The following is a 23655-nucleotide window of genomic DNA, read 5'->3' on the forward strand; positions in this document are numbered from 1 at the left end:
GTTGTGCCTCAGGCGGCCACTTGCCCCTCGACGGCATGAACCAGGGCATCGGGGTCGAGCGGCTTGGTGACGAAGCCGCTGGCACCGTGAGCGAGCACGGCATGGCGGGTCTTTTCCTGGCTGTCGGCCGACAGCACCATGATCGGCACCGGCGGCACCGCGGTCTCCTCCTCATGGCGGCGGATGGCGGCGATGGCGTCCAGGCCGTCCATGACAGGCATGTGCAAGTCCATCAGCACCACGTCGTAGCGGTGCTTGTGGCCGGTGCTGATGACCGCCTCGACCGCGGCCTTGCCGTTGCCGACCACTTTCACGCGATGCCCGGCCTTCAGCAGCGTGGCGCGGGCCAGCATGGCATTGATGTCGTTGTCCTCGGCGATCAGCACCGACAGGCCCTGCTGGCGGGCGCCAATGGCATGCCCGGCCTGCGCGCCGCGCCTTTGCAGTTGCGGCTCGGCGATGACCGGTGCATGGCTGGTCAAAAGCACGCGCAGCAGTGTCTCGCCGCGCACCGGCCTCGCCAGGAAGGTGGCGTAACCATTGGCACGGAACTCGCCAAGCATGCCGCGGTCGGTCGGCGCGATCAGCGTCACTGCCTCGCACTCGGCAAATCCGCTCTGGCGCAGGCGCCTGAGCAGCCTGCCGTCGCTTTGCTCCATGGCAGCATCGATCAGCAGCACGTCACAGCCCTCGGCGAAAGCGGTGGCCTGGGCGGCGGCGGTGGCCAGATCGACCGTGCCGCCATTGGCGCGAATGGTGCGGGCGATGGCTTCGGCCTCGACCGGGTTCTTCGACACGATCACCGCATGCCGGCCCGACAGCGGGTTCTCGCGGATCTGCGGCGCCTCGACGGCGGAAATAGCGGGAATCTCGAAGACGAATTCAGATCCCTGGCCAAGGCGGCTCGAAACAGAGATGGTGCCGCCCATGGCGGTCACCAGGCGCTTGGAAATGGCAAGACCGAGGCCGGCACCGCCATGCGCACGGGTCGAGGTGCCGTCAGCCTGTTCAAAGTCCTCGAAGATACGCTCCATGTCCTCCTCGCGCAGACCGGGGCCGGTGTCGGTGATGGTGAAGCGGATGCGGTCGGTGGTTTCGGTGCGGACGCGGGCGATGCTTGCCAGGACGCCGCCGCTGTCGGTGAACTTGACGGCGTTGCCGATGAGGTTGAGCAGCACCTGCCTGACCCTGCCGGGGTCGGCGGTGATCAGCTGCGGCACGTCGGGTTCGACATGACAGCCGAGGCCGATATCCTTGGCAAAAGCCCGCGCCGCCAAAAGCTCGACGACATTGTCGGCGATCTCACGCACCGACATCGGCTGCGGTTCGGGGTCGAAGCGGCCGGCCTCGATCTTGGAGTAGTCGAGCAGGTCCTCGATCAGCGCCAGCAGCGCGCTGGCCGAGGTCGAGATGGCGCCGACATAGGTCCGCTGCTCGGGCGAAAGGCTAGTGTCGGCGAGAAGCCGGGCCATGCCCATGATGCCGTTCATCGGCGTGCGGATCTCGTGGCTGACGGTGGCGAGGAAACGCGATTTGGCCTGGCTCGCATATTCGGCCCGCTCGCGGGCGGTGATCAGCGAGGATTCGGCGCGCTTGCGGGCGGTGATGTCGCGGGCGATGGCGCGATGCGAAACGGCGCCGCTGTCCTTGTCGCGCACCGACAGCTCGATCCAAGAGAACCAGCGTGGACCGTCCGGCGTGCGAATGGCGACGTCGGTGGAACTCAGGCATTCATGGTCGGAAAAGGCGGCGTCGGGGACGATTCCGACATCGATGCCTAGTTCGGCCAGGGTCTTGCCGGCCAACTCGCGCTGGTCGGTTTCGACAAGGTCGGCGAAAACCTTGTTGGCGTAGACGATGTGGCCGTCGCGGTCGCGGTGGACGACGAGATCGCCGAGTGCATCGATCAGACCGCGAAAGCGCTCCTCGCTCTCCCGCATCTCCCACATGCGGTCGGCCAGCGTCTCGATTTCGGCGCGGCTGCGGGCGGTGGTGGCATCGAGCAGGGCCACCGCGCGGCGCTCGGTGCGCCTGTTGCGCAGATGCATGGCGAGCCCGGCCATGGCTGTCGCCAAAAGGCCGATGGTGATGAAGATCGGCGCTCCGGTCAAATGCGACAGGCCCGCCAGCACGACGATGGCGACCAGCGTCAGGAAGGACAGGCCTTCGCGGTTGGCGTCGGGTAATTCCGGCGCCAGCGGTGGCGCGGCGACAAGCTGCCGTGCTGGCGCCTCGGGGGCCGGCCCGTCGGCCCGTTCGGCTGGTTCCGCCGCTCTGATGCCGGGTTCCGCAATCATACGGAACTCCTGCCAGACAGAGCTTATCGAAGGTTGTGATTGATCGTTCGAATTTTAGCGGTCGCGCTCTTTTTCCCCGGGGGCTCACATGTCCACCACCACACGGCCGCGGATCTTGCCCTCGACGATGTCATGCGCGGAGCCGATGATGCCGTCGAAGCCGATGCTCGTCGACAGACTGGCAAGCTTTGCGTGATCGAGATCGGTGCCGATGCGGCGCCAGGCCTCGAGGCGGACCGCCTTGGGTGCCATCACCGAATCAATGCCGAGCAGCGAGACACCGCGCAGGATGAACGGGGCGACGCTGGCCGGCAGGTCCATGCCGCCGGCGAGGCCGCAAGCGGCGACGGCGCCGCCATAGGAGGTCATCGACAGAACGTTGGCCAGCGTGTGGCTGCCGACGGCATCGACGCCGCCGGCCCAGCGTTCCTTGGCGAGCGGTTTTGCCGGCTGGGCAAGCTCGTCGCGTGAAATCACTTCCGCGGCGCCGAGGTCGATCAGATAGGGGCTTTCGGTAGCGCGGCCGGTCGAGGCAATGACGTGATAGCCGAGGCTGGACAGGATCGAGATCGCGACCGAGCCGACGCCACCGGCAGCGCCGGTCACCACCACCGGACCACGATCGGGCACGATGCCGTGGCGCTCCAGCGCGATGACGCAAAGCATGGCGGTGTAGCCGGCGGTGCCGATCGCCATCGCATCATGCGGGCTCATTCCGTCCGGCAGCGGCACCAGCCAGTCGCCCTTGACGCGGGCGCGCCCGGCAAAGGCGCCGAAATGCGTCTCGCCGACGCCCCAGCCGTTCAATATGACCTTGTCACCCTTGCGCCAGTCAGGATTGGAGGACGAGATGACGGTGCCGGCGAGATCGATGCCCGGCACCAGCGGCCAGCGGCGGATTACCGGCGCCTTGCCGGTAATCGCAAGGCCGTCCTTGTAGTTCACCGTCGTCGCCTCGACCGCGACGGTGACGTCGCCCTCCATCAGGTCTGCCTCTGTAAGCTCGGTCACCGCGACCGACTGGTTTTTCTCGGCGTCGCGCGAAACGAGGATGGCTTTGAAGGTTTCGGGCATGTTTTCTCCTCGGGCTTGCAGATCAGAATGTGCGGCGCCAGGCGAGTGAGGTCAATCGCTCGACATTCCGCGCCGCCAACCAATGAGCTCATCGAAGACGACCAGCACGGCACCAACGGAAATGAAGGCGTCGGCGAGGTTGAAGACGGCGAAGGACCAGACCGGCGTATGGAACAGGACATAGTCGATGACATGGCCGTAGATTGCGCGATCGATCAGGTTGCCGAGCGCGCCGCCGACGATCAGTGCGAAGCCGATGCGGGCAAGCAGGTGGCCGGGCGGCGTGCGGGCCGCAAGATAGAGCACGAAAGCGACCACCAGAACCGCGACGACCACCAGGCCGGTGTCGCCGAAGGACGAAAACAGCGAGAACGCGATGCCGGTGTTGTAGGTGCGGTACAGCGCCAGGAACGGCAGCAGGTCGAGCCGTTCCTGAAAGGCAAGGCCGGTTTCGACGAGGTATTTCAGCCACTGGTCGAGCGCTATCGCGGCGATGACCAGAAGAGCGTACGGCCTCCAGGACTTCATGGTTTGCAGTTTCACGGTTTGAGATGTCACGATCTGGCGTCCTCCGGGCCGAGCTTCAGCGCGTCGCGCCGGATCTCGAACAGCATGACGCCGGTGGCCACCGCAAGGTTGAGTGAATCGGCGCGGCCGGCCTGCGGTATCCGCAGCAGCTTGTCGCAGCTTGCGGCAAGCTCGTCAGGCAGGCCTTGCTGCTCGTTGCCCATCACCAAAAGCACCGGGCCTTTTGAAAAATCGACCGAGCGGTAGTCGACCGCACCCTTCAGATGGGTGCCGGCGACGAGGCCGGGAAAGCTCGTTCGCCAGGCGAGAAAAGCCTCGGGCGACGCCTTGGCGACGGGCACGGCGAAGATCGAGCCCATTGTGGCGCGCACCGTCTCGACCGAAAAGGGATCGGTGGTCTCGCCGACCAGGATGACGCCCCTGGCGCCGACAGCGTCGACCGTGCGGATGACGGTGCCGAGATTGCCGGGGTCGCGAACGCGGTCGAGTGCTACCCAGACATCGCTGTCCTCGACGCGGATGTCCTTCAGCGACAGCAATTTCTGCGAGAACACGCCGACGACCATTTGCGGATTGTCACGGCGGGTGATGGCGACCAGCACCTTTTCCGAGACTTCAAGTACCGTGCCGCCGGCGGCGACCGTGCGCGCCGCGACCTTTTCGACTGCCGCGTTGCCACGTCCGGCCTTGGCGAAGACCAATGTCCTGATCGACCAGCCGAGATCGAGCGCGTCGATGACCAGCTTCAGGCCTTCGGCCATGAAGGCATTCTGCTGGTCACGGAATTTCTTCAGCGCGAGCGCCTTGATGTCCTTGATCAGCGGGTTGGCGAGGCTGGTGACTTCCTTCACCTGCCCTGGCGCGCCTGCGTGCCGTTCGTACGCACTCATTCAGGCCACCCAGCGCGAGAACAGCGAGGTCGAAAGCGCCCGACCGGCAGATTTCTCGCGGATGATCAATTCGCCCGACTCGACCGTGCCGCCCATGCCGGCGAAGGTGTCGCGCATCAGGGCATGGATCGCGAAAAAAGAGGCGCGGATCGAATAGGCGGTCAGTACCACGGCGAGCGGCTTCGGCGTCAGGATCGCGCGGCAGATGTCGGTCAGCGCCGGCAGGTCCTCGAACAACTGCCAGACCTCGCCTTTCGGTCCGCGGCCATAGGCGGGCGGGTCGAACAGGATGATGTCGTAGCGGCTGCCGCGGCGCTCCTCGCGTTCGGCGAATTTCACGGCATCGTCGACGATCCAGCGGATCGGCTTTTGCGACAGCCCAGCCATCTCCTGGTTTTCGCGTGCCCAGCCGATCGCCTTCTTGGAAGCATCGACATGGGTGACCTCGGCGCCGGCATGCGCCGCCACCAGGGAGGCAAGGCCGGTGTAACCGAACAGGTTCAGCACCTTCACCGGCCGTTTTGCCGCCGCGATCAGTCCGGCCATGTGGTCCCAGTGCGAGGCCTGCTCGGGAAAGACGCCGACATGGCGAAACGAAGTGAAGCGGCCGAGATAGTCGATGCCGTCATGCTTCATCGGCCAGGTCTCGCCGAGCGGCGTCTTGGGGAAGCGCCAGCGGCCGATGCCTTCCTCGTCGGTATCGCCGGTGAAAATGGCGTCGGCGCGTTCCCAGTCCCTGGCCGCCAATGCCTTTTGCCAGATCGCCTGGCCCTCCGGCCGAACGATGCGGTAGGGGCCGTATTGCTCGAGTTTTTCTCCGGCACCACTGTCTAGCAGCGCGTAGTCCTGATTGGGGCCGACTTCGAGGATCAGCGGCAAATGTTCGGCAGGCAGCGCGCCATCGCGGCGCGAGAGCATGCGCGGCGCGGCTTTTGGCTCGGACCGGTCTTGCGGTCTAGGCTCCGGACCGGCGGTTGGGCTGGCGTCGCGCCGCCGGACATGCTCCGCCCCGCCTTTTGCGGGCGGTCGGCTATCGCGGCGTCTGTCGCGAAAAGGTTTCAAGAAGGCGCATCTCCGGACGGCGGCTTGGCCGCTTCTGCCACAGCACATTGACCGGCGCAACAAAAGGGCTGCCGACGTGCGCAGCCGGATCAGCCGCGCCTGATCGACAGCAGGCCGATTGCGAGCGCTATGAAACCAACGGCCTTGAAGCCGGTGACGACCATATGGCCGGTTTCCCAGCGGCTCCGGATAGTTTCGAAATTGTCCGGGATCGGTCCAGGTACCCAGGTGGCCAGGACATCGTTTGCCGGTTTGACCAGCGCAAACCACGCCCCAAGCGCTATCAGGTAGAGCACGGTGGCGGCCAAGACCCACCAGAATGCCGGGCGATCGCTGCGCAGCATCCAGGCGAGGAGGCCCGGACAGACGATTGCCGCCAGGTCCAGCGGTGCGCCGACAATCGCGAAGAATTGGAACTGAGCGTTAAAGACAGTGGTTTCACGCCAGAGCGAAGGCGGCCATCTGGTCAGCCGCGGCACCGATTCCAGCACATGGGCGAAAGACGGCCCAAGGCTGAGCGCCGCGACGATGGCGGTCAAAACCGACCAGAACAACAGAAAACCGCGTATATCCATAATGGCCAGACAACGACGTCAGGGCGCAGACGTTCCGGTCGGCGATCGTCTTGCTTGCCGTCGAAAGGGCAGGCGCACTATCGTCCATTCAAATTGGACATCCATCAAACCGGGTTGCGATCCATGTCCCGCGCCGAACGCCTGCTCGACCTGATCCAGATCCTGCGCCGGCATCGCCGGCCGGTCAGCGGCCGCAGCCTCGCGGGCGAAATGGGTGTGTCGATCCGCACGCTCTATCGCGATATCGCCACGCTGCAGGGGCAGGGTGCGCCGATCGAGGGTGAGGCGGGGCTGGGTTACGTGCTCAGGCCAGGTTTCATGCTGCCGCCCTTGATGTTCACCGATGAGGAGATCGAGGCGATCGTTCTCGGTTCGCGCTGGGTGGCCAAGCAGCCGGACTGGCGGCTTGCGAACGCCGCCACCGACGCGCTGGCCAAGATCGCGGCGGTGCTGCCGGACGATTTGCGCGAGGAACTCGATGCCTCGACGCTGCTGGTCGGGTCGCGCACCGAGGTCACAGAAGGCATCGATCTCGGCGTGGTGCGGCAGGCCATCCGCGAGGAGCGCAAGCTGAGCTTTGTCTATCGCGACGCCGGCGGCGCTGCCTCCGAGCGCACCGTCTGGCCGTTCGCACTCGGCTTCTTCGACAAGGTGCGCGTCGTCGCGGCCTGGTGCGAGATGCGCCAGGATTTCAGGCACTTTCGCGCCGATCGGATATCCGGCCTCAACGCCACCGAGATGCGCTATCCGCGCCGCCGTCAGGTGCTGCTCAAAGAATGGCGGGCGACGCTCGACACGCCAAGCTAAGGCTGCTGCTCAGTTGAGACTGCTGCCAGAATCTGGCAGTGGCATACGCTATGCTCCTCCAGTCGAAACCATCTGGAGAGCAATTCATGACACCGCCCAATTTCGTCATCCTCTATGTCGACAAGCCTGAGCAAAGCGGCGCCTTCTATAGCGCGCTGCTTGGGCGGCAACCGGTCGAGACCTCGCCGACCTTCGTGCTGTTCGTGCTCGACAACTGCTTCAAGCTCGGCCTCTGGTCGCGTCACACCGTGGAGCCGGCTGCCGCGGCAGCGGGCGGCGGCGCCGAGATCGTCTTTGCACTGGACACGTCCGATGCGGTCGACGCCACCCATGCCGATTGGGCCGGGCGCGGCCTGAAGATATTGCAGACGCCGACCGACATGGATTTCGGTCGTACCTTCGTCGCGCTCGATCCCGACAATCACCGGCTGCGCGTCTACTGGCTGCAAGAATAGGAGAGTAGGGCAGTAGGTGAATAGGAAAGCATGATTGGCACGAAGCCGCACCATTGGTGCGGCTCCCTACTGCCCTACTGCCGCTTAAGCGCTTTGTAGACGGCGATGCCGGCGGCGAGGTCCTCGAGGGCCGCGCCGACTGATTTGAACAGCGTGATCTCACCGGGGCTCTGGCGGCCCTTCTTCTCGTCGCGCGTCAGTTCATGCAGGTCGGCGATGATCGCTTCCGGCTTCAGCACACCGGAGGCCAGCGGCTGGACGATGTCGCCGGCTTCCTTGGTGGCGCCGGCGCGGGTGTCGACATAGACGCGGGCGCGTGCAATCGCATCGTCGTCGCTTTCGCGCATGTCGGGCGTGAAGCCACCAACCAGGTCGACATGGGTTCCCGGCCGCAGGAGGGCGCCCCTGATCAGCGGCGCGGTCGTGATGGTCGCCGACGACACGATGTCGGCCTGGCCAAGTTCGGCGTCGAGATTGCTGGCGGCTTCCGCCGCAAAACCTTCGGTGCGCAAATTTGCCGCAACTTTTTCGGCATTGGCAGGCGTTCGGTTCCAGATACGGATGGTCTTGATTGGTCGCACCGCCGAATGTGCCTTGGCGAGAAACGGCGACAGCGCGCCGGCGCCGACCACCAGCAGCCGTGATGCATCCTCGCGGGCCAGATAGGAGGCAGCCAGCGCCGAGGCACAGGCCGTGCGCCACTGTGTCAGCCTCTGGCCATCGATCAAGGCCTGAGGCTCGCCTGTGGCGCCGTCGAGCAAGAGGTAAAGCCCCATCACCGCGGGCTTGCCGACGGCATTGTTGTCAGGCGACACGGTGACGATCTTGACGCCGATATGGCCATCGGCCGAGGTGCCGGCTGCGTTGAAGTCGGTCCAGGCCGGCATCAAAAGCAGCGTCGAGGCGGCGCCATCGGGCCGCTCGACAGTGTGATGGTGCCTGACCGGCTGCACGGCGCCATCGCGAAAGGCGGCGCGTAACGTCTCGACCAGCCCGGAAAAGGTCAGCGCGCGGTCGACCTCGGCGGCGGAAATGGTCAGCATGAAAGGCTCCGTGGAGAACTAGGCCGGTTGTGCCTCAGGCCCGAGCCGCGGCTCAGTTCGTCGGCTTCGGCAAGACTGGGCTCTGCGACGCGGTGGGCGCGCGGCTGACCGCCTGGCGCAGGTTCTCGGCCTCGGCGCCGCGCTGGCGCGCCAGCATGCGGTAGCGGCCCTGCTTGATCCAGGTCGCCAGGCTGCCGACGATCATGCCGATAGCCAGCGCCAGGAACAGGAAAATGAAGAGCGGCACGGTCAGCGTCAGCGCCGGATTGCCGGGATTGAACGGATCGAGTGTGAAGGCTACCGGTTCGCGGTTCGCGACGGCCAGCGCAATCAGGATGACGGCCAGCGGCACGAAAACCACGATGAGAATGAAGCGATTGAACATGTTTTTCCGTTCGGAAGAAAAGGCAGGAGCGGTGGCGCGTGCCGCGCCTATTTGCCTCCGTTCAGCCTTTCACGCAATTCCTTGCCGGTCTTGAAGAACGGTACCCATTTCTCCTCAACCTCCACGGATTCGCCGGTGCGCGGGTTGCGGCCGGTGCGGGCAGGGCGGTTTTTCACCGAAAACGCGCCGAAGCCGCGCAACTCGACCCGGTTGCCCTCGGCAAGCGCGTCGGTGATTTCATCGAAGATAGCGCTGACAATGTTTTCGACGTCGCGCAGGAAAAGATGCGGATTACGCGTGGCGATGATCTGAACAAGTTCGGATTTGATCATGAAAAGGCTCCCCGTGAAAGCAGTGCCGCCGAAATTATCAGAATGATTTTATTTGGTTTTTCACTCGTCCCAAGCGGTTCCTCAAGGGTGCCAGACGGAAACGAGACCGTCAAGAAACAAGCGGTCCACTCCAATTTCGTGAAGGACGTCGCCGCCATGGCCGGGCAGGCCAAGCGCAGCGCCGACGGTCTGCGCCATCGCCTTGGAGAACAGGAAACCACCGCGTTTTTCCGTGTCCTTCCATTCCACCACCTTGAGCTTGGCATCGACACCCTTGCCTGCAAGCCAGTCGATCGCTTCGGCTTCGCCGCCCACCGCGTCGATCAATCTGTTGGTGACCGCCTGCCGGCCGGTGAAGATCGACCCGTCAGCGAGCGCGAGCGCCTCCGGTTTGGTCATGTTGCGGCGCTCGGCGACGATGCCGACGAACCAGTCGTAGCTGTCGAGGATGAGCTTGCGGACCATGGCGCGCTCATCGTCATTGGTCGGCTTGAAGGGAGAAGGCGAGGCCTTCAAGGGCGAGGATTTCACCTCCTCCAGCTTGACGCCGAGCTTGTCCATGAGGCCGCTGACGTCCGGGTACTGGATCAGCACGCCGATCGAGCCGACGATCGAGGATTTGCGTGCAACAATATGGTCGGCCGCAGTGGCGATCATGTAGCCCGCCGAAGCCGCGAGCGTGCCGACCTCGGCCACCACCGGCTTGTCGGCGGCGAGCTTGCGCACTGCCTCATAGATCGATTCGCCACCGACGGTGGTGCCGCCGGGTGAATCGATCGACAGGATCACAGCCTTGACGCGCGGCGACTGACGGATGGCCTCCAGCCGCTTGATCAGTTCTTCGTCTTCGGTGATGGTACCTTCGATCTTGACCTTGGCGATGTGGTCGACTGCCGCGCTGGTGAAGTCGTCACCATATATCCACGCCGAAAAGGCGATCAGCCCGGCTGCGGCGACGATAATCGCCGCGATACGCCAGAATGTCAGCTTGCGGCGCAAGCGGCGGCGGTCGATCAGGTCGTCGGCTCTCAATGCCATGGTCAGCCTCGTAGTCGGTGGGAGCAGATGCTTTTAAAGCAACCATTCGCGCCCGGCTACCGTTTCCTGACGGCCTTGCGACAAAGGCCTTAGGCATTCGCGGCAAGCCTCAACCTGTCGCGTTCCACAGGCTCTAACACTGTGCGCCTATATCTGGTATGAGGTACAGGCTGCGCTGGGGCCATTTTCGTTGTACAGGGGCGGCTGTCACATTTTTGCGGTTTTCCTCGGCTTGTGCTTGCTTGAGGGCGCCGGCATCCCACCTATAGGGCGGCCTGGCGGGCAGGGGTTTAGAAGAAGCAGTCATGTTAGCGGGACCAATCGAACCGACCAACACCGAGACGGAGTTGGCTCCCAAGGCCGCAGGCCGGGCGCGGGTCGACGCGTTTGACATTGCGCAGCGTCATTCGCGCCGGGTCCGGATCCTCAAGCTGGCCGTACCGCTGGTCGCTGCCGTGATCGCGGTCGCGTTTCCGGTCTATTCCTATCTCATGGCACCCGCTGCAATCGAGGTGCAGGCCGACGGCGGCGCCTTTGCCGATGGCAAGCTGGTGATGGCCAATCCCAAGCTCAACGGCTTCACCAAGCAGAACCTGCCCTATTCGATGACAGCCCTGCGCGCCATACAGGATGTCAGCAAACAGGGCATCATCGATCTGGAAGGTATCAAGGCCAAGCTGCCGATTGCGGCCGACAACACCGCCGCCATCGGTGCTGCGCACGGCACCTACGATCGCGACGGCAACACATTCAGCCTGACCAGCGACGTGACCGTGTCGACCACGGATGGCGTGGTGGCAAAATTCAAATCAGTCTATCTCGACATGGCCGAAGGCACTATGAAGACAAGCGAACCCGTCGATGTCAGCCGCGGCGGGTCGCGGATCAGGGCGGATTCGATGTCGGTCCAGGACAATGGCAAGGTCCTGATTTTCGAGAACAAGGTGCGCGTCGACATCGATCCCGCCAGTTTGAAGGCGGCAGAGGCAAAGAGCGGAGAGACCAATGCGGTTCAGTAGTTCGGCACGGCGCCTCGCCGCGATCTCGGCGTTAACGCTTGGGTTGCCCTTGGGGCTGACCTTCGGGACGGCGCCGTCGCTGGCGCAATCCAGTGCCACCAGCCAAATGTCCGGCCTCAGGCTGTCGGGCGACAAGCCCATCCAGATCGAAAGCGACAAGCTCGAGGTGCGCCAGGCGGAAAGCGTCGCCGTCTTCACCGGCAACGTCAACGTCGTCCAGGGTCCGACCGTGCTCAAGGCCGGCAAAATGACGGTCTATTACGTCAGGGATGCAGGCGCCGCCAAAGGCGCCCAGCCCGCGGGTGCCGCGGCAATGACCGGATCCGCCAACATCGACCATCTCGAGGTCGACGATAAGGTCTACATCAAATCGGACGATCAGGTTGCCACCGGCGACCGGGGCACCTTCGACATGAAGACCGAAGTGCTGGTGCTTTCCGGCAGCAAGGTCGTGCTCTCGCAAGGCGACAACGTGCTTGTCGGCTGCAAGCTTACCGTGCAGATGAAGAGCGGCCTTGCCCAGGTCGACGCTTGCGGCGGCCGCGTCATGATGTCGATCACGCCGCCGGCGAAGTCTGGAGCAGCGAAACCCTGATGACCGGCATATCGTCGCTGCTGGCGCGTCTTCCAGGGCGCGCCGCCAGCAAACTTGCGGCACCGGCCAGGGTCACCGTCGAAGCGGCAAAGTTCAAGGGAACCTTGATCGCCAAAGGGCTGACCAAAAGCTACAAGGGCCGCAAAGTCGTCAGCGGCGTGACGCTGGGCGTGCGCGCGGGCGAGGCGGTTGGGCTGCTCGGCCCCAACGGCGCCGGCAAGACGACCTGTTTCTACATGGTGACCGGCCTAGTGCCGGTCGATGAAGGCACCATCGAAATCGACGGTTTCGACGTCACGTCGATGCCGATGTATCGCCGCGCCCGTCTCGGCATCGGCTACCTGCCGCAGGAAGCGTCGATTTTTCGCGGCCTGAATGTCGAGCAAAACATCCGGGCCGTGCTCGAAGTGGTCGAAAAGAGCCGCAAGGAGCGTGAGCGGCTGCTCGACGAATTGCTCGAGGAATTCCACATCAGCCATCTGCGCAAGGCTCCGTCGCTGTCGCTCTCCGGTGGTGAGCGGCGACGCCTCGAAATTGCCCGTGCGTTGGCAACCCGCCCTGCCTACATGCTGCTCGACGAACCGTTCGCCGGCATCGATCCGATCGCCGTCGCCGACATCCAGCAGCTCGTGCGCCACTTGACGGCACGTGGCATCGGCGTGCTGATCACCGACCACAATGTCCGCGAGACACTTGGCCTGATCGACCGCGCCTACATCATCCATGCCGGTCAGGTGCTGACCCATGGCCGGGCCGACGAGATAGTCGCAAATGCCGATGTGCGGCGGCTTTATCTCGGCGAGGGATTTACGCTCTAAATGCAAAATTCCGGTTCGAACGGGATTTCCGGCGTAGTCCAGCAGCTTTTTCTTCAATTTTCTGCCTGAAAACGCGCTGGCAGGCGAGTTTTATCGCTCCTCGCCTTGACAAGCAAAAGCCGGGCCAGTTTCTATGCTGGCCTGGAAAATTCCTTCCAGCAGTGCGGGTGCGTAGACGGGGCGTTTGAAACCGAACCATGGCGTTGGCGGCAAAACTACAGCTACGACAGTCGCAGTCGCTGGTGATGACGCCGCAGCTGATGCAGTCGATCCGCCTGCTGCAGTTCACCCACCTAGAGCTGGAACGCTTCATCGACGACGAGATCGAACGCAATCCACTGCTGGAACGTGCCGAACCGCAGGAGGACGCCGCCAGCGACCAGGCGCAGAAGGGCGACGCTGCACCGGAACCGGCTGCCGACGGCGACTGGTTCGAAGCGGAGACGGCGTGGAGCGCCGAGGCGATCTCGGAAAAGCTCGATACATCGCTGGAAAACCTGTTTCCCGATGATCCTGGTACGAGCGAGCGGCTCGGGCCCGACCTGACGGCGCAATGGAAATCGGCGTCCGGCAACGGTTCCACCTCTTCCTCCGACGGCTTCGACGTCGCGGACATGGCGGCGGCTGCCATCACGCTGCGCGACCATGTCGGCGAGCAGGTAGCGCTCGCCTTTGCCGATCCGGCGGCGCGCATGATCGCCAGCGAGCTTGCCGACGGTCTCGACGAGGCCGGCTACATGCGTGCCGACATGGCCGAGATCGCGGCCCGCCTCGGCACGAACGCTACGGCGGTGGCAAGGGTCCTGGCGGTCTGCCAGACATTCGAGCCCGCCGGCATCTTCGCCCGCGACCTCGCCGAATGCCTGTTGCTGCAGCTTGCCGTGCGCGACCGGCTCGATCCGGCGATGAAGGCGCTGATCGCCAATCTCGAACTCCTGGCACGGCGCGATTTCCAGACTCTGAAGCGGATTTGCGGTGTCGACGAGGAGGATCTGCTCGACATGCTGGCCGAGATCCGGGCTCTCGACCCGCGGCCAGGAATGGCGTTTTCGCGCGGTGCCAGCGACGCAATCGTGGCCGACGTCGAGGTGCGCGCAGCCAATGACGGCAGCTGGACGGTCGAGCTCAATGCCGAGACACTGCCGCGCGTGCTGGTCGATCACATCTATTTCGCCCAGGTCACGCCACATGCGAAAAACCAGGCGGAAAAGGATTTCCTCGCCGAATGCCTGCAGAACGCCAACTGGCTCACGCGCAGCCTCGACCAGCGGGCGAAGACCATTCTCAAGGTGGCCTCTGAGATCGTGCGCCAGCAGGACGCTTTTCTCGTCCACGGCGTGCGGCACCTGAAGCCGCTCAACCTGCGCACGGTGGCGGACGCCATCGGCATGCACGAATCAACGGTCAGCCGGGTCACGGCAAACAAATACATGCTGACGCCGCGCGGTGTGTTCGAACTGCGCTATTTCTTCACCGCCTCGATCGCTTCGTCAGGTGGCGGCGATGCGCATTCGTCGGAAGCGGTGCGCGACCGCATAAAGCAGCTGATCGACGAGGAGAAAGCCGTCGATGTGCTTTCCGACGATGCCATCGTCGACATGCTGCGGGAAAGCGGGGTCGACATTGCCAGACGCACGGTGGCCAAATACCGGGAAGGCATGAACATACCCTCTTCGGTGCAGCGACGGCGCGAAAAACGCGCTTTGGCCAGCGCCGGTCGTTGAGCTCCGACGGAATTTCCACAGCTTTCGCAGTTCATTGACAAGCGGCAACGAAGTGGCTAGAAGCCCGCCCGCATGAGACGGGCTAGCGAGTGGATTTGAGTTCGCCGATGCCCGCACGAGAGATGGTCCGTCACGACGTAGGCCACGGGACGGCCAAGAAGGCGGCTTGTGATCAACCGGAAAGTTCGGATCTAAAATCGGCGCAAGTGACGCCGCAAAAGCTTGTGCGCGCGGACCACGAGTATAAACTCGGGACAGTTTGAAGCCTGAGCAAGGAAGGTCAGTTTTCAGATGACACTGCGCATATCGGGAAAACACATGGATATCGGCGATGCGTTCCGTACGCGCATCAACGACCGTGTCGGGGAAGTGATCGGGAAATATTTCGATCGGGGCTTTTCAGGGCAAATCGTAGTCGTCAAATCGGGGTCGCGCTACACGGCCGATTGCATGATCCGGCTGGACTCCGGTGCTTCGCTGCAGGCGACCGGCGATGCCCAGGATCCAACGCTTGCCTTCGATACCGCGGCAGATCGTCTGGAAACGCGCCTCAGGCGCTACAAGCGCCGGCTGAAGTCGCACAATTCAGGCAATAGCAACGGCGAGCTCACCGACGTCGCCTATACGGTGATGGCGCCGCTAGCCGACGACGAGGAGGACATACCGGAGAATTTCGCGCCGGCCATCGTCGCCGAATCGACCATGACGCTGCGGACCATGTCGGTGGCGTCGGCGGTGATCGAACTCGACACCAAGGACAGCCCGGTCCTGGTCTTCCGCAATGCCGGAAACGACCATCTCAATATCGTCTATCGCCGGCCGGACGGGAATATCGGCTGGATCGACCCGTCCACGGCCAAGGTCGCGCAGGGGTAAAAACCAGCCGCACGCGAGCGTGGGACTGGCGACGGCAGGCGAACAAGGGATTTCAAGCATGGATCTGAGCGATCTCGTCAGCGTTCCGGCAATCATGCCGGCGTTGAAGGCGAACTCCAAAAAGCAGCTGCTGCAATTGCTGTCCGAACGGGCGGCGGCGATTTCCGGCATTCCGGAGCGAGAGGTGTTCGACACCATCCTGCAACGCGAGCGGCTCGGCTCGACCGGCGTCGGCAACGGCATCGCCATTCCGCACGGCAAGCTGGCCGGGGTGAAGCGGATCGCCGGCGTCTTTGCCCGGCTGGAGACACCGGTGGACTTCGAGGCCCTCGATGATCAGCCGGTCGACCTGGTGTTTCTGCTTTTGGCTCCCGAAGGTGCCGGCGCCGACCACCTCAAGGCGCTGTCGCGCATCGCGCGGGTGCTGCGCGATGCCGACACGGTTGCCAAGATCAGAGGCACGCGCGACGCCGTGGCCATCCACGCGCTGCTGTCGGACACGCAGGCCTCGCACGCCGCCTGAGGTTTTGATTAAATCCCTTGAAGGGCCGCCGTGTGCGGCCCTGTCCGTTTTCAACCAGATCGCTGCGCCATATGTGTCAGTTGATGGCGCCGTTGTCAGTGGATAACGACGTTAGTGGATAGCGACCGGGGTCAGATCGTTTTCCAGCGCGCCAGCCAGTGCCCGGTCGCGAGCGTCCGAAAGCAGGATCGGCTGGCCATTGGCGGCAAACAGGGCCCACAGTTCCAGACCCGGCGCGATTTCGCCGAGGCCCGGGAAACGGCCGCGCAGATCGTCGCTCGACACTTTCCTGAGATAGGCTACCGAACCTTCGCCGAGATGGGCGAACTCGCCGCTGGTCATGATGATATTTTCGTTAGTTCTGGTCATTTCAAGCCTCCTTGCCGCGAGACGCCGCTCAAGGCCATCCCGCATGAGAGCTATCGGCAAAAATCAGTCTTTCACCGATATGTTTATTTTTCGTACCAGCCGTTCGGACTCCGGCCGATCGAGATCGATCGACAGAAGGCCGTTCTTCAATTCCGCCGCAATCACCCGCATGCCGTCGGCCAGCACGAAACAGCGCTGGAACTGGCGCGCGGCGATGCCGCGGTGGAGAAATTCGCGCTCGGTGTCGTCGTTCTGACGGCCGCGCACGACCAACTGGTTCTCCTCCGTTGTGACATCGAGATCGCTTTCCGCGAAACCGGCGACGGCGAGCGTGATACGCAGCCTTTCGGTTTTGCCGTCGGCACCGCTGAGGCGCTCGATGTTGTAGGGAGGATAGCTGTCACCGGACTTTGCCAAGCGCTCCAGCGTCTTTTCCATGGAATCGAAACCGAGGAGAAGCGGGCTGGAAAAAGGCGTCATTCGGCTCATGTTACAGTGTCCTCTCAAGAGCGACATAAAGTGGAAAAACCCGGATGGCATTTTTCCCGATGGTCTTGATATGGTCCGCCGCCCGGCAGACTTCAAGCCGTCACACGTCCCGCCCAAAAAGACTTGCCAAAACAAGGAATTGAAATGCCCCAATCCCGCAGGATCATCATCGACACTGACCCCGGCCAGGACGATGCCGTCGCCATATTGCTGGCGCTCGGCAGCACCGAGCTGGAGATCGTCGGCATCACCGCGGTGGCCGGCAACGTGCCGCTGAAACTTACCGAAAAAAACGCCCGCAAGATCTGCGAACTGGCCGGCCGGACGGACGTCAAGGTCTATGCAGGCGCCATCCGGCCACTGGCGCGCGAACTCGTCACCGCCGAGGAAGTGCATGGCAAGACCGGCCTCAACGGACCGCAACTGCCCGAACCAAAGATGAAGCTGCAGGACGAGTATGCGGTCGATTTCATCGTCGAGACGCTGATGAGGGAGGAGAGCGGCACGATCACGCTGTGCGCGCTCGGGCCGCTCACCAATGTTGCGCTGGCGCTGATCCGCGAGCCCAAGATCGCACCGCGCATCAAGGAGATCGTGCTGATGGGTGGCGGCTTCTTCGAGGGCGGCAATGTCACGCCGACCGCCGAATTCAACATCTATGTCGACCCGCACGCCGCCGATGTCGTGTTCAAATCCGGCATTCCGATCGTCATGATGCCGCTGGACGTCACCCACAAGGCGCTGACCACCGCCAAGCGCACGAAGGCCTTCCGCAAGCTCGGCACCCGGGTCGGCACGGCCACCGCGGACATGCTGGAATTCTTCGAACGTTTCGACGAGGAAAAATACGGCACCGACGGCGGCCCGCTACACGATCCTTGCGTCATCGCCTACCTGTTGAAGCCGAAGTTGTTCAAGGGCCGCAACTGCAATGTCACTGTGGAAACCGCATCAGAACTTACCATGGGCATGACCGTGATCGACTGGTGGGGCGTGACCAAGCGGCCGAAGAACGCCATGGTGATGCGTGACATCGACCACGATGCGTTTTTCGAGCTGTTGCTGGAAAGGCTGGGGCGGCTTTAAGGGCCGTCTTTCATCCCCCCTTGATGGGTTGGGCGGAGTGCCGTCATTGCCAAGCTGGAACACCCCTCATCCAACCGAGCTTCGCTCGGCCACCTTCTCCACAAGGGGAGAAGGGAAAGGTGCCGTTACTTCGCCTTGGAAAATGCCAGCCACAGGCCGCCGCCGACCAGGAAGCTGCCGCTGATCCGCGACAGCAGCTTGACGCGGCCGGCCGACAGCAGGCGCCCGGCGCGGCCGGCGGCCAGCGCGTAGGTCGAATCCGACACTGCGGCGAAGATCATGGCGGTGAGACCCATGACGCCGATCTGTAACGCGTAATTGCCTTCAGGCGCGATGAACTGCGGAAAGAAGGCGCCGAAGAACACCAGCGTCTTTGGATTGCTGATTGCTACCAGCAGGCCTTGCAGGAAAAAGCCACCGCGCGGTTTTTTTGCCGATCCATCGGCGTTCAGCTTGCCTTTCGAGCGGAACATCTGCACGCCCATCCAGATCAGGTAGGCAGCGCCAATCAGCCTGACCCACTCGAACCAATGTCCCATGCCGGCGATCAGCGAAGTCAATCCGATGCCGACAATGGCAATCATGATGGCCAGCCCGGCCTGGGTGCCGGCGACATTGGCGAGCCCGGCGCGCGAGCCGTGGCGTATGCTGTTGGCAATGATCAGCGTCACCGTCGGGCCCGGCACCAGGACGATGACGATGCAGGCGACGACATAGGTGGCGTAGAGTTCCAGCGACATTTTTCCCTCCGCAGAATGCCGCTCGTGCGGCGTGCTGTCGCGATCAATGCATGGCGATGAGTTGCGTGCAAGTCGGCGAAGCGCCGACAATGCGGAGCTGATTTCAGCAGGCGCCGGCCTGCCATGGCAGCGTTGCCTCATAGGCGGCAGCCGCCCTCAGCACGGAGGGGTCACCGCGCGGCCGCCCGATCAATTGCATGCCCATTGGCCTGCCCCTGGAGTCGAAGCCCGCCGGCACATTGATCGCCGGGCAGCCGCCCAGCGTGGCGAGCGCTGAGACCTGCATCCAGCGGTGATAGCTGTCCATGGCACGCCCGGCCACTTCCCTTGGCCAGAGGGTGGCGACGTCGAAGGGAAAGACCTGTGCGGCTGGCAGCGCAATCAGGTCGAAACGCTCGAAGAGCGACAGCAGCATTCGATGCCAGGACGAGCGCCTCACAGTTGCCGCATGGATTTGCGGCGCGGTGAGGCGAAGCGCATGTTCCACCTCCCACACGGCCTCCGGCTTCAGCAGACTGCGTTTCAAGGGATCATCGTAGTGCACCTTGAGCGCACAACCGCTGCTCGCCTGCCGAAGCGTTACAAAGGCCTGCCACAGCGCTTCGAAGTCGAATTCCGGCATCAGCGGCTCGGCCTCGAAGGACACATCCGCGAACCGGCCGAGTGCTGCCTCGCAAAGCTGTAGAATGCCTGCTTCGACCGGCAGATGACCGTCGAGATCGCCGAGCCAGGCGATACGCCCTCCGGCCGCCGGCGTTTCCACCCCTTGGAGAAACGAGCCTGGCTTATCATGCGACAGCGGCGCGCGAGGATGATAGCCGGCCTGCACGTCGAGCAGCAGCGCCATGTCGCGCACGTTACGCCCCATCGGCCCTTCGACGCCCATTTGCGCATGAAACACATCAAGGTCAGGGCCAGCCGGCACCAATCCCTGCGACGGGCGGAACCCATAGACATTGTTGTAGGCAGCGGGATTGCGAAGCGAGCCGCCAAAATCGCTGCCATCGGCAACGGGAACCATGTCGAGCGCCAGCGCGACCGCCGCACCGCCGCTCGAGCCGCCGGCGGTCAGCGCCGGGTCGAATGCGTTGAGCGTCTGTCCGAACACGGTGTTGTAGGTGTTGGAGCCGAGCCCGAATTCGGGAACGTTGGTCTTGCCGATGATGATCGCGCCGGCCTTGCGGACGCGCTCGACGAAGAAATCGTCTTCCTCAGGCACGAAATCGGCGAAGATCGGCGAGCCGAAGGTGGTTCTCAGGCCTTTTGTCAGCGCAAGATCCTTAATCGCGATCGGCAGGCCGAACAGCGATCCGGTATCTCCTCCTCGCGCCAGATGGGCGTCAGCGCTGTCGGCCTCGCGCAGGATGTCGGCATGTTCGCGCAATGAAACGATAGCGTTGACCAGCGGGTTCACCGCCTCGATCCTGTCGAGGAATGCCGCGATCACTGCGCGTACCGAAAGTTGCCGGCGTCTGATCTTCTCGGCAAGCTCCACGGCAGACAGGCGGCAGATGTCGCCGGCGGGCGGCACCGCATGCTTCGTGGTCGGGCGCACGGCTGTCATCCCGCTTTAGCCTGCGGATTTCTGCAGGGCGGCATCGACGTCCCTGGCCAGCGGGATGGCCGGCTGTGCGCCGGCTTTAAGGCAGGCCAGAGAACCGGCTGCGGCAGCGCGGGCAAGCGCCTGGTCGAGCGGCAGGCCGGCTGCCAGCCCGGCTGCAAAATAGCCGCAGAACGTGTCGCCGGCGCCGACCGTGTCGAGCGGGGTGATCTTCAGCGCCGGAACCATCAGAAGATCGTCCGGCGTTGCCGCCAGAACGCCGTCCGGGCCAAGCGTGACGACGATGGTGCGGCCGGTTCTCGAGGCATAGTCGCGCATCCGCGCCGGGCGGTCGCGGCCACTCAACGACAGCGCCTCGCCATAGAGGTCGAACTCGGTTTCGTTGGCGACGAGATAGTCGGCCTTGCCGAGGAAGCCGGCAGCGTCGCTGTGGAAAGGTGCGGTGTTGAGCACTGTGATCGCGCCGGCCGTCCTTGCCGCGTCGAGTGCTGCCTCGACGGTCTGCAGCGGGATCTCCAGCTGCAGCAGCACGACGTCGCCGTTTTTCAGGAAGGCCTTGGAAAGGTCACCCGGCACGACCGAATCATTGGCGCCCGGCACGACAGCGATCACGTTCTCGCCGTCGGCGCCGACCATGATCAGCGCAGTACCGGTAGAGGCAAAGGTCTCGCCGACGCCGGACAGGTCGATCTTGCTGTCGCGCAGCAGCGCCAGAGCCTCGCCGGCGAAGCTGTCCTTGCCGACTGCGCCGACCATGCGCACCTTGGCCCCGGCGCGGGCGGCGGCCAGCGCCTGGTTGGCGCCCTTGCCGCCGGGGGCAGTAGCGAAACCGGAGCCGCGCACCGTCTCGCCGGGACCGGGCAAGCGGTCGACACTGGCGATGAGGTCGAGATTGATGGAGCCGATGACGACGATCAAGAAGTGCCTCCCGCTAACGCATGCGGGAAGCTACTCCGTAAGATCGCTGCTTGTCACCCCAGCGGTCCTTACATCGCTCCTATCGTTCCATTCTTTGGCTATTCACGAAGAGACCTGTCCCGCCTCCCAGCCGAGGATGGCGCGTTTGCGGGTCAGGCCCCAATGGTAGCCGGTGAGCGCACCGGACTTGCCGAGAGCCCGGTGGCACGGGACGACGAAGGACATCGGATTGGCGCCGACCGCGGCACCGACAGCCCGGCTGGCGCTCGGTGCGCCGATGCGCGCGGCGATCGAGGAATAGGTGCAGGCCTGGCCCATCGGAATACGCAGCAAGGCTTCCCAGACGCGGACCTGGAAGTCGGTGCCGATCATGACGACGCGGAGCGGCTGGTCGGCGCGCCACAGCGTCGGATCGAAAATGCGCGCGGCATAGGGCGCCGTTGCAGCCATGTCCTCGACATAGCTAGCGTTCGGCCAGCGGCTGGACATGTCGGCAAAGGCCGCACGCTCGCCGCCCGGGTCGTTGAAGGCGAGGCCGGCGAGGCCGCGGTCGGTCACCATGATCAGGGCGATGCCGAAAGGCGAGATATGGTAGCCGTAGCGGATGGTGAGCCCGGCGCCGCGCGTCTTGTAATCGCCCGGCGACATCGCTTCGTGGGTGACGAACAGATCGTGCAGCCGGCCTGGACCGGACATGCCGAGCTCGAACGAGGTTTCAAGCAGCGGCATGCCGGCATCGAGCAGCTTGCGCGCATGATCGAGGGTAACGGCCTGCAGAAAAGCCTTGGGCGACAAGCCGGCCCAGCGGGTGAACAGCTTCTGCAGCCCGGTCGGCGTCTCGCCGACCTCCTCGGCCAGCACTTCCAGCGAAGGCTGGTCGCGATAGTCGAGGCTGATCTTTTCGATGGCACGACGGACGATTTCGTAGTCACCGCCTTCAGGGGTGATGTCTTTCTGAAGGATTGCTGTCGTTTTGAGAGGCATTTGGGCGTTCATGGCAGTATCTCCTTGCGTGCGAATATCGTCCTTCGCGGCGGCGATCACCACCCGAAACTTGCTTTCCCGCAGCATGTACCCAGATAGAGCTGGCTTTGAATGGGGAGGACGGTCGTGGCTGGTGAAAAAGTAAACCTGACCGGGGCAAAGGAGACTTTGCTTTTGACACTTTACGGCAAGGCGCTGGAGAGCCGGCTGCCCAATTCGCTGCTCAGGGACTACTTTGCCGATGAGGCGGTGCGCAACATCGACTATGATTTCTCACGGCTCAAGGTCGACAACAATCTCGGCATCGGTCTGGCAATCAGGGCAAAGACGCTGGACGTCTGCGTTCAGGACTTTCTCGCCCGAAATCCTGACGCCATCGTGCTGCATCTGGGGTGTGGGCTCGACACGCGCATATTCCGTATCGACCCGCCAGCCGGCGTGGACTGGTTCGACGTCGACTATCCCGAAGTCATCGACCTCAGGCGCAGGCTCTATCCCGTGCGGGATCGCTACCACCTGATCGCTTCGTCGCTCACCGAACCTGGATGGCTGAATGAAGTACCTCGGGATCGCCCGGCCATAGTCGTGGCGGAAGGCCTGACTCCCTACCTGGCCGCCGAGGACGGGCAGCAACTGTTTTCTCGTTTGGTGGGACATCTTTCGAGCGGCGAACTGGTTTTCGATGCCTATAGTCGCCTGGGCCTGAAGATCATTCGCCTCAATTCCTCCTTCCGCGCCACCGGCGCCGAGGTCCATTGGAGCATTGAGAACCCGCATGAATTGGAGCGAGCCGTTCCGAAGCTGCGGTTCATCGAGGACATCCCTGCCTATAAGCCGGAACATGCCGCTCGCATGCGCTGGCTCGCGAAACTGTTTGTTCGCCTTTGGAAATACATTCCAGCATTGCGCAAGATCGGCAGGCTGTTGCGCTATCGGTTCTGAAACGCTGGCTCAGCGCGCCTTGGCGGTCGCCAGAGCGCGCGAAAATGCGGTGGCAAAACTCTCGCGGTCGTCGGGGTTGAGAAAGGCGCCGATCGAGACGGTTTTTCCTTGCGCCTCGACCGCCATTCTGGTGATGCCGATCTCGGCGTGGCGGGCGATCGAAAAGCGTGCCCAGAACGGATTGAAGCGGTGTGATTCCGATTTGCCCGACGGGGCAGTCTTGCGGATATCGAGGCTGGTGCGCGACACCGACACCTCCTCGCGAGCCCGGGCGGCGCGATAATTGGCACGGAAGGCGATATAGACGGCGATCACGTCGAGGCCGAAGAAGCCGAACACCGGCCAGGCGCCGCGCGACAGAAAGAACGCTCCGGTCACCAGCCACCCGAACAGCAGTGCGCCCATCAGGATGGCAAAGCCGGTCTTGCCCAGCGACCGGTGCGGTGTCAGCAGCGCCTGGAAGAATGGCTCGTCGGCCTGAAATGAGGCGTTTGTGTCGCTCATTGGGGAATATTATAGGAAGGC

The 23655-nt window shown here is 63.6% G+C and carries 27 protein-coding genes; 10 read left to right on the plus strand and 17 right to left on the minus strand.

Annotated features, from left to right (window positions below):
- Positions 1-8: 8 nt before the first annotated feature.
- The 6 genes from NKJ72_RS06985 to NKJ72_RS07010 all read right to left on the minus strand — a co-directional run bounded on the left by NKJ72_RS06985 (position 9) and on the right by NKJ72_RS07010 (position 6426).
- Positions 9-2297 carry a PAS domain-containing hybrid sensor histidine kinase/response regulator gene (locus NKJ72_RS06985; protein WP_352476398.1) on the minus strand — a complete coding sequence of 763 codons (2289 nt, stop codon included), beginning with the start codon at positions 2295-2297 and terminating at the stop codon, positions 9-11.
- Positions 2298-2381: 84 nt separating this feature from the next.
- Positions 2382-3371, minus strand: a complete 990-nt coding sequence (gene acuI, locus NKJ72_RS06990) for an acrylyl-CoA reductase (NADPH) (protein ID WP_352476399.1) — start codon at positions 3369-3371, stop codon at positions 2382-2384.
- A gap of 51 nt (positions 3372-3422) precedes the next feature.
- A complete protein-coding gene (gene lspA / locus NKJ72_RS06995; protein WP_352476442.1) occupies positions 3423-3899 on the minus strand; it encodes a signal peptidase II in 477 nt (158 codons plus the stop codon).
- Between the two features lie 26 nt (positions 3900-3925).
- Positions 3926-4789, minus strand: a complete 864-nt coding sequence (locus NKJ72_RS07000) for a TrmH family RNA methyltransferase (protein ID WP_352476400.1) — start codon at positions 4787-4789, stop codon at positions 3926-3928.
- Positions 4790-5851 carry an RsmD family RNA methyltransferase gene (locus NKJ72_RS07005; protein WP_352476401.1) on the minus strand — a complete coding sequence of 354 codons (1062 nt, stop codon included), beginning with the start codon at positions 5849-5851 and terminating at the stop codon, positions 4790-4792.
- An 89-nt stretch (positions 5852-5940) separates the two neighbouring features.
- Positions 5941-6426, minus strand: a complete 486-nt coding sequence (locus NKJ72_RS07010; protein WP_352476402.1) for an anthrone oxygenase family protein — start codon at positions 6424-6426, stop codon at positions 5941-5943.
- Positions 6427-6549: 123 nt separating this feature from the next.
- Here NKJ72_RS07010 and NKJ72_RS07015 point away from each other — a divergent pair, with 123 nt between their 5' ends.
- Both NKJ72_RS07015 and NKJ72_RS07020 read left to right on the plus strand, forming a co-directional pair.
- Complete coding sequence (locus NKJ72_RS07015; protein WP_352468341.1) at positions 6550-7233, plus strand: helix-turn-helix transcriptional regulator; 684 nt, start codon at positions 6550-6552, stop codon at positions 7231-7233.
- A gap of 86 nt (positions 7234-7319) precedes the next feature.
- Positions 7320-7688 carry a VOC family protein gene (locus tag NKJ72_RS07020; RefSeq protein ID WP_352476403.1) on the plus strand — a complete coding sequence of 123 codons (369 nt, stop codon included), beginning with the start codon at positions 7320-7322 and terminating at the stop codon, positions 7686-7688.
- A 74-nt stretch (positions 7689-7762) separates the two neighbouring features.
- Here NKJ72_RS07020 and lhpI read toward each other — a convergent pair whose 3' ends face one another.
- The 4 genes from lhpI to sppA all read right to left on the minus strand — a co-directional run bounded on the left by lhpI (position 7763) and on the right by sppA (position 10486).
- Positions 7763-8731: a bifunctional Delta(1)-pyrroline-2-carboxylate/Delta(1)-piperideine-2-carboxylate reductase gene (gene lhpI / locus NKJ72_RS07025; RefSeq protein ID WP_352476404.1), complete on the minus strand. Its 969-nt coding sequence runs from the start codon at positions 8729-8731 to the stop codon at positions 7763-7765.
- 52 nt (positions 8732-8783) lie between these two features.
- Positions 8784-9116: a LapA family protein gene (locus NKJ72_RS07030; protein WP_352476405.1), complete on the minus strand. Its 333-nt coding sequence runs from the start codon at positions 9114-9116 to the stop codon at positions 8784-8786.
- Between the two features lie 47 nt (positions 9117-9163).
- The gene (locus NKJ72_RS07035) at positions 9164-9448 is read right to left on the minus strand and encodes an integration host factor subunit beta (protein ID WP_023675261.1); all 285 of its coding nucleotides are present in this window, start codon (positions 9446-9448) and stop codon (positions 9164-9166) included.
- 81 nt (positions 9449-9529) lie between these two features.
- Positions 9530-10486 carry a signal peptide peptidase SppA gene (gene sppA, locus NKJ72_RS07040; RefSeq protein ID WP_352476406.1) on the minus strand — a complete coding sequence of 319 codons (957 nt, stop codon included), beginning with the start codon at positions 10484-10486 and terminating at the stop codon, positions 9530-9532.
- Positions 10487-10791: 305 nt separating this feature from the next.
- Between sppA and lptC the strand changes: the two genes are divergently transcribed.
- From lptC to ptsN, 6 genes are all read left to right on the plus strand, one after another.
- A complete protein-coding gene (lptC, locus tag NKJ72_RS07045; RefSeq protein ID WP_352476407.1) occupies positions 10792-11505 on the plus strand; it encodes an LPS export ABC transporter periplasmic protein LptC in 714 nt (237 codons plus the stop codon).
- On the plus strand, positions 11492-12100 hold the full coding sequence (locus NKJ72_RS07050) for an LptA/OstA family protein (protein ID WP_254816816.1): 609 nt from the start codon (positions 11492-11494) through the stop codon (positions 12098-12100). The genes lptC and NKJ72_RS07050 overlap by 14 nt, the downstream gene beginning before the upstream one ends.
- The gene (lptB, locus tag NKJ72_RS07055) at positions 12100-12918 is read left to right on the plus strand and encodes an LPS export ABC transporter ATP-binding protein (RefSeq protein WP_023718959.1); all 819 of its coding nucleotides are present in this window, start codon (positions 12100-12102) and stop codon (positions 12916-12918) included. Before NKJ72_RS07050 ends, lptB begins: the two co-directional genes overlap by 1 nt.
- A 197-nt stretch (positions 12919-13115) precedes the next feature.
- Positions 13116-14642, plus strand: a complete 1527-nt coding sequence (gene rpoN, locus NKJ72_RS07060; protein WP_352476408.1) for an RNA polymerase factor sigma-54 — start codon at positions 13116-13118, stop codon at positions 14640-14642.
- A 291-nt stretch (positions 14643-14933) separates the two neighbouring features.
- The gene (gene hpf, locus NKJ72_RS07065; RefSeq protein ID WP_023675267.1) at positions 14934-15518 is read left to right on the plus strand and encodes a ribosome hibernation-promoting factor, HPF/YfiA family; all 585 of its coding nucleotides are present in this window, start codon (positions 14934-14936) and stop codon (positions 15516-15518) included.
- Between the two features lie 58 nt (positions 15519-15576).
- A complete protein-coding gene (ptsN, locus tag NKJ72_RS07070; RefSeq protein WP_023675268.1) occupies positions 15577-16041 on the plus strand; it encodes a PTS IIA-like nitrogen regulatory protein PtsN in 465 nt (154 codons plus the stop codon).
- 111 nt (positions 16042-16152) lie between these two features.
- Here ptsN and NKJ72_RS07075 read toward each other — a convergent pair whose 3' ends face one another.
- Both NKJ72_RS07075 and NKJ72_RS07080 read right to left on the minus strand, forming a co-directional pair.
- Positions 16153-16410, minus strand: coding sequence for a BQ00720 family protein (locus NKJ72_RS07075; RefSeq protein WP_023675269.1), 258 nt, complete (start codon positions 16408-16410; stop codon positions 16153-16155).
- A 63-nt stretch (positions 16411-16473) separates the two neighbouring features.
- Entirely contained in the window at positions 16474-16899 is a 426-nt protein-coding gene (locus tag NKJ72_RS07080; protein WP_023675270.1) for an Hsp20 family protein, read from the minus strand.
- Between the two features lie 144 nt (positions 16900-17043).
- Here NKJ72_RS07080 and NKJ72_RS07085 point away from each other — a divergent pair, with 144 nt between their 5' ends.
- A complete protein-coding gene (locus NKJ72_RS07085) occupies positions 17044-17985 on the plus strand; it encodes a nucleoside hydrolase (protein ID WP_352476409.1) in 942 nt (313 codons plus the stop codon).
- Between the two features lie 125 nt (positions 17986-18110).
- Here NKJ72_RS07085 and NKJ72_RS07090 read toward each other — a convergent pair whose 3' ends face one another.
- The 4 genes from NKJ72_RS07090 to NKJ72_RS07105 form a co-directional block, all read right to left on the minus strand.
- Complete coding sequence (locus NKJ72_RS07090) at positions 18111-18725, minus strand: LysE family translocator (protein ID WP_352476410.1); 615 nt, start codon at positions 18723-18725, stop codon at positions 18111-18113.
- 103 nt (positions 18726-18828) lie between these two features.
- Positions 18829-20289: an amidase gene (locus tag NKJ72_RS07095; RefSeq protein WP_352476411.1), complete on the minus strand. Its 1461-nt coding sequence runs from the start codon at positions 20287-20289 to the stop codon at positions 18829-18831.
- Between the two features lie 6 nt (positions 20290-20295).
- Positions 20296-21204 (minus strand): ribokinase, encoded by a 909-nt coding sequence (locus NKJ72_RS07100; protein ID WP_352476412.1) that lies wholly within the window; start codon positions 21202-21204, stop codon positions 20296-20298.
- Between the two features lie 102 nt (positions 21205-21306).
- The gene (locus tag NKJ72_RS07105) at positions 21307-22200 is read right to left on the minus strand and encodes a methylated-DNA--[protein]-cysteine S-methyltransferase (protein WP_254816823.1); all 894 of its coding nucleotides are present in this window, start codon (positions 22198-22200) and stop codon (positions 21307-21309) included.
- Between the two features lie 114 nt (positions 22201-22314).
- On the opposite strand from NKJ72_RS07105, the gene NKJ72_RS07110 reads away from it, so the two are divergent.
- Entirely contained in the window at positions 22315-23130 is an 816-nt protein-coding gene (locus NKJ72_RS07110; protein WP_352476413.1) for a class I SAM-dependent methyltransferase, read from the plus strand.
- A 9-nt stretch (positions 23131-23139) separates the two neighbouring features.
- On the opposite strand, the gene NKJ72_RS07115 is transcribed toward NKJ72_RS07110, so the two are convergent.
- On the minus strand, positions 23140-23634 hold the full coding sequence (locus NKJ72_RS07115; protein ID WP_254816825.1) for a DUF2244 domain-containing protein: 495 nt from the start codon (positions 23632-23634) through the stop codon (positions 23140-23142).
- Positions 23635-23655: the final 21 nt, after the last annotated feature.

Origin of the sequence: Mesorhizobium sp. M0045 (assembly GCF_040323385.1) — a bacterium.
Taxonomy (GTDB): Bacteria; Pseudomonadota; Alphaproteobacteria; order Rhizobiales; family Rhizobiaceae; genus Mesorhizobium.

Excerpts from the sequence above, each read along its gene's own strand:
- ptsN (WP_023675268.1), top strand. The coding sequence starts at position 15,577 with ATGGATCTGAGCGATCTCGTCAGCGTTCCGGCAATCATGCCGGCGTTG.
- NKJ72_RS07085 (WP_352476409.1), top strand. The coding sequence starts at position 17,044 with ATGCCCCAATCCCGCAGGATCATCATCGACACTGACCCCGGCCAGGAC.
- lspA (WP_352476442.1), bottom strand. The coding sequence starts at position 3,899 with ATGAAGTCCTGGAGGCCGTACGCTCTTCTGGTCATCGCCGCGATAGCG.
- NKJ72_RS07095 (WP_352476411.1), bottom strand. The coding sequence starts at position 20,289 with ATGACAGCCGTGCGCCCGACCACGAAGCATGCGGTGCCGCCCGCCGGC.
- sppA (WP_352476406.1), bottom strand. The coding sequence starts at position 10,486 with ATGGCATTGAGAGCCGACGACCTGATCGACCGCCGCCGCTTGCGCCGC.
- NKJ72_RS07035 (WP_023675261.1), bottom strand. The coding sequence starts at position 9,448 with ATGATCAAATCCGAACTTGTTCAGATCATCGCCACGCGTAATCCGCAT.
- NKJ72_RS07090 (WP_352476410.1), bottom strand. The coding sequence starts at position 18,725 with ATGTCGCTGGAACTCTACGCCACCTATGTCGTCGCCTGCATCGTCATC.
- rpoN (WP_352476408.1), top strand. The coding sequence starts at position 13,116 with ATGGCGTTGGCGGCAAAACTACAGCTACGACAGTCGCAGTCGCTGGTG.
- NKJ72_RS07015 (WP_352468341.1), top strand. The coding sequence starts at position 6,550 with ATGTCCCGCGCCGAACGCCTGCTCGACCTGATCCAGATCCTGCGCCGG.
- acuI (WP_352476399.1), bottom strand. The coding sequence starts at position 3,371 with ATGCCCGAAACCTTCAAAGCCATCCTCGTTTCGCGCGACGCCGAGAAA.
- hpf (WP_023675267.1), top strand. The coding sequence starts at position 14,934 with ATGACACTGCGCATATCGGGAAAACACATGGATATCGGCGATGCGTTC.
- NKJ72_RS07075 (WP_023675269.1), bottom strand. The coding sequence starts at position 16,410 with ATGACCAGAACTAACGAAAATATCATCATGACCAGCGGCGAGTTCGCC.
- NKJ72_RS07010 (WP_352476402.1), bottom strand. The coding sequence starts at position 6,426 with ATGGATATACGCGGTTTTCTGTTGTTCTGGTCGGTTTTGACCGCCATC.
- NKJ72_RS07000 (WP_352476400.1), bottom strand. The coding sequence starts at position 4,789 with ATGAGTGCGTACGAACGGCACGCAGGCGCGCCAGGGCAGGTGAAGGAA.
- NKJ72_RS07115 (WP_254816825.1), bottom strand. The coding sequence starts at position 23,634 with ATGAGCGACACAAACGCCTCATTTCAGGCCGACGAGCCATTCTTCCAG.
- NKJ72_RS07080 (WP_023675270.1), bottom strand. The coding sequence starts at position 16,899 with ATGAGCCGAATGACGCCTTTTTCCAGCCCGCTTCTCCTCGGTTTCGAT.
- NKJ72_RS07020 (WP_352476403.1), top strand. The coding sequence starts at position 7,320 with ATGACACCGCCCAATTTCGTCATCCTCTATGTCGACAAGCCTGAGCAA.
- lptB (WP_023718959.1), top strand. The coding sequence starts at position 12,100 with ATGACCGGCATATCGTCGCTGCTGGCGCGTCTTCCAGGGCGCGCCGCC.
- lhpI (WP_352476404.1), bottom strand. The coding sequence starts at position 8,731 with ATGCTGACCATTTCCGCCGCCGAGGTCGACCGCGCGCTGACCTTTTCC.
- NKJ72_RS07105 (WP_254816823.1), bottom strand. The coding sequence starts at position 22,200 with ATGAACGCCCAAATGCCTCTCAAAACGACAGCAATCCTTCAGAAAGAC.
- NKJ72_RS07030 (WP_352476405.1), bottom strand. The coding sequence starts at position 9,116 with ATGTTCAATCGCTTCATTCTCATCGTGGTTTTCGTGCCGCTGGCCGTC.
- lptC (WP_352476407.1), top strand. The coding sequence starts at position 10,792 with ATGTTAGCGGGACCAATCGAACCGACCAACACCGAGACGGAGTTGGCT.
- NKJ72_RS06985 (WP_352476398.1), bottom strand. The coding sequence starts at position 2,297 with ATGATTGCGGAACCCGGCATCAGAGCGGCGGAACCAGCCGAACGGGCC.
- NKJ72_RS07050 (WP_254816816.1), top strand. The coding sequence starts at position 11,492 with ATGCGGTTCAGTAGTTCGGCACGGCGCCTCGCCGCGATCTCGGCGTTA.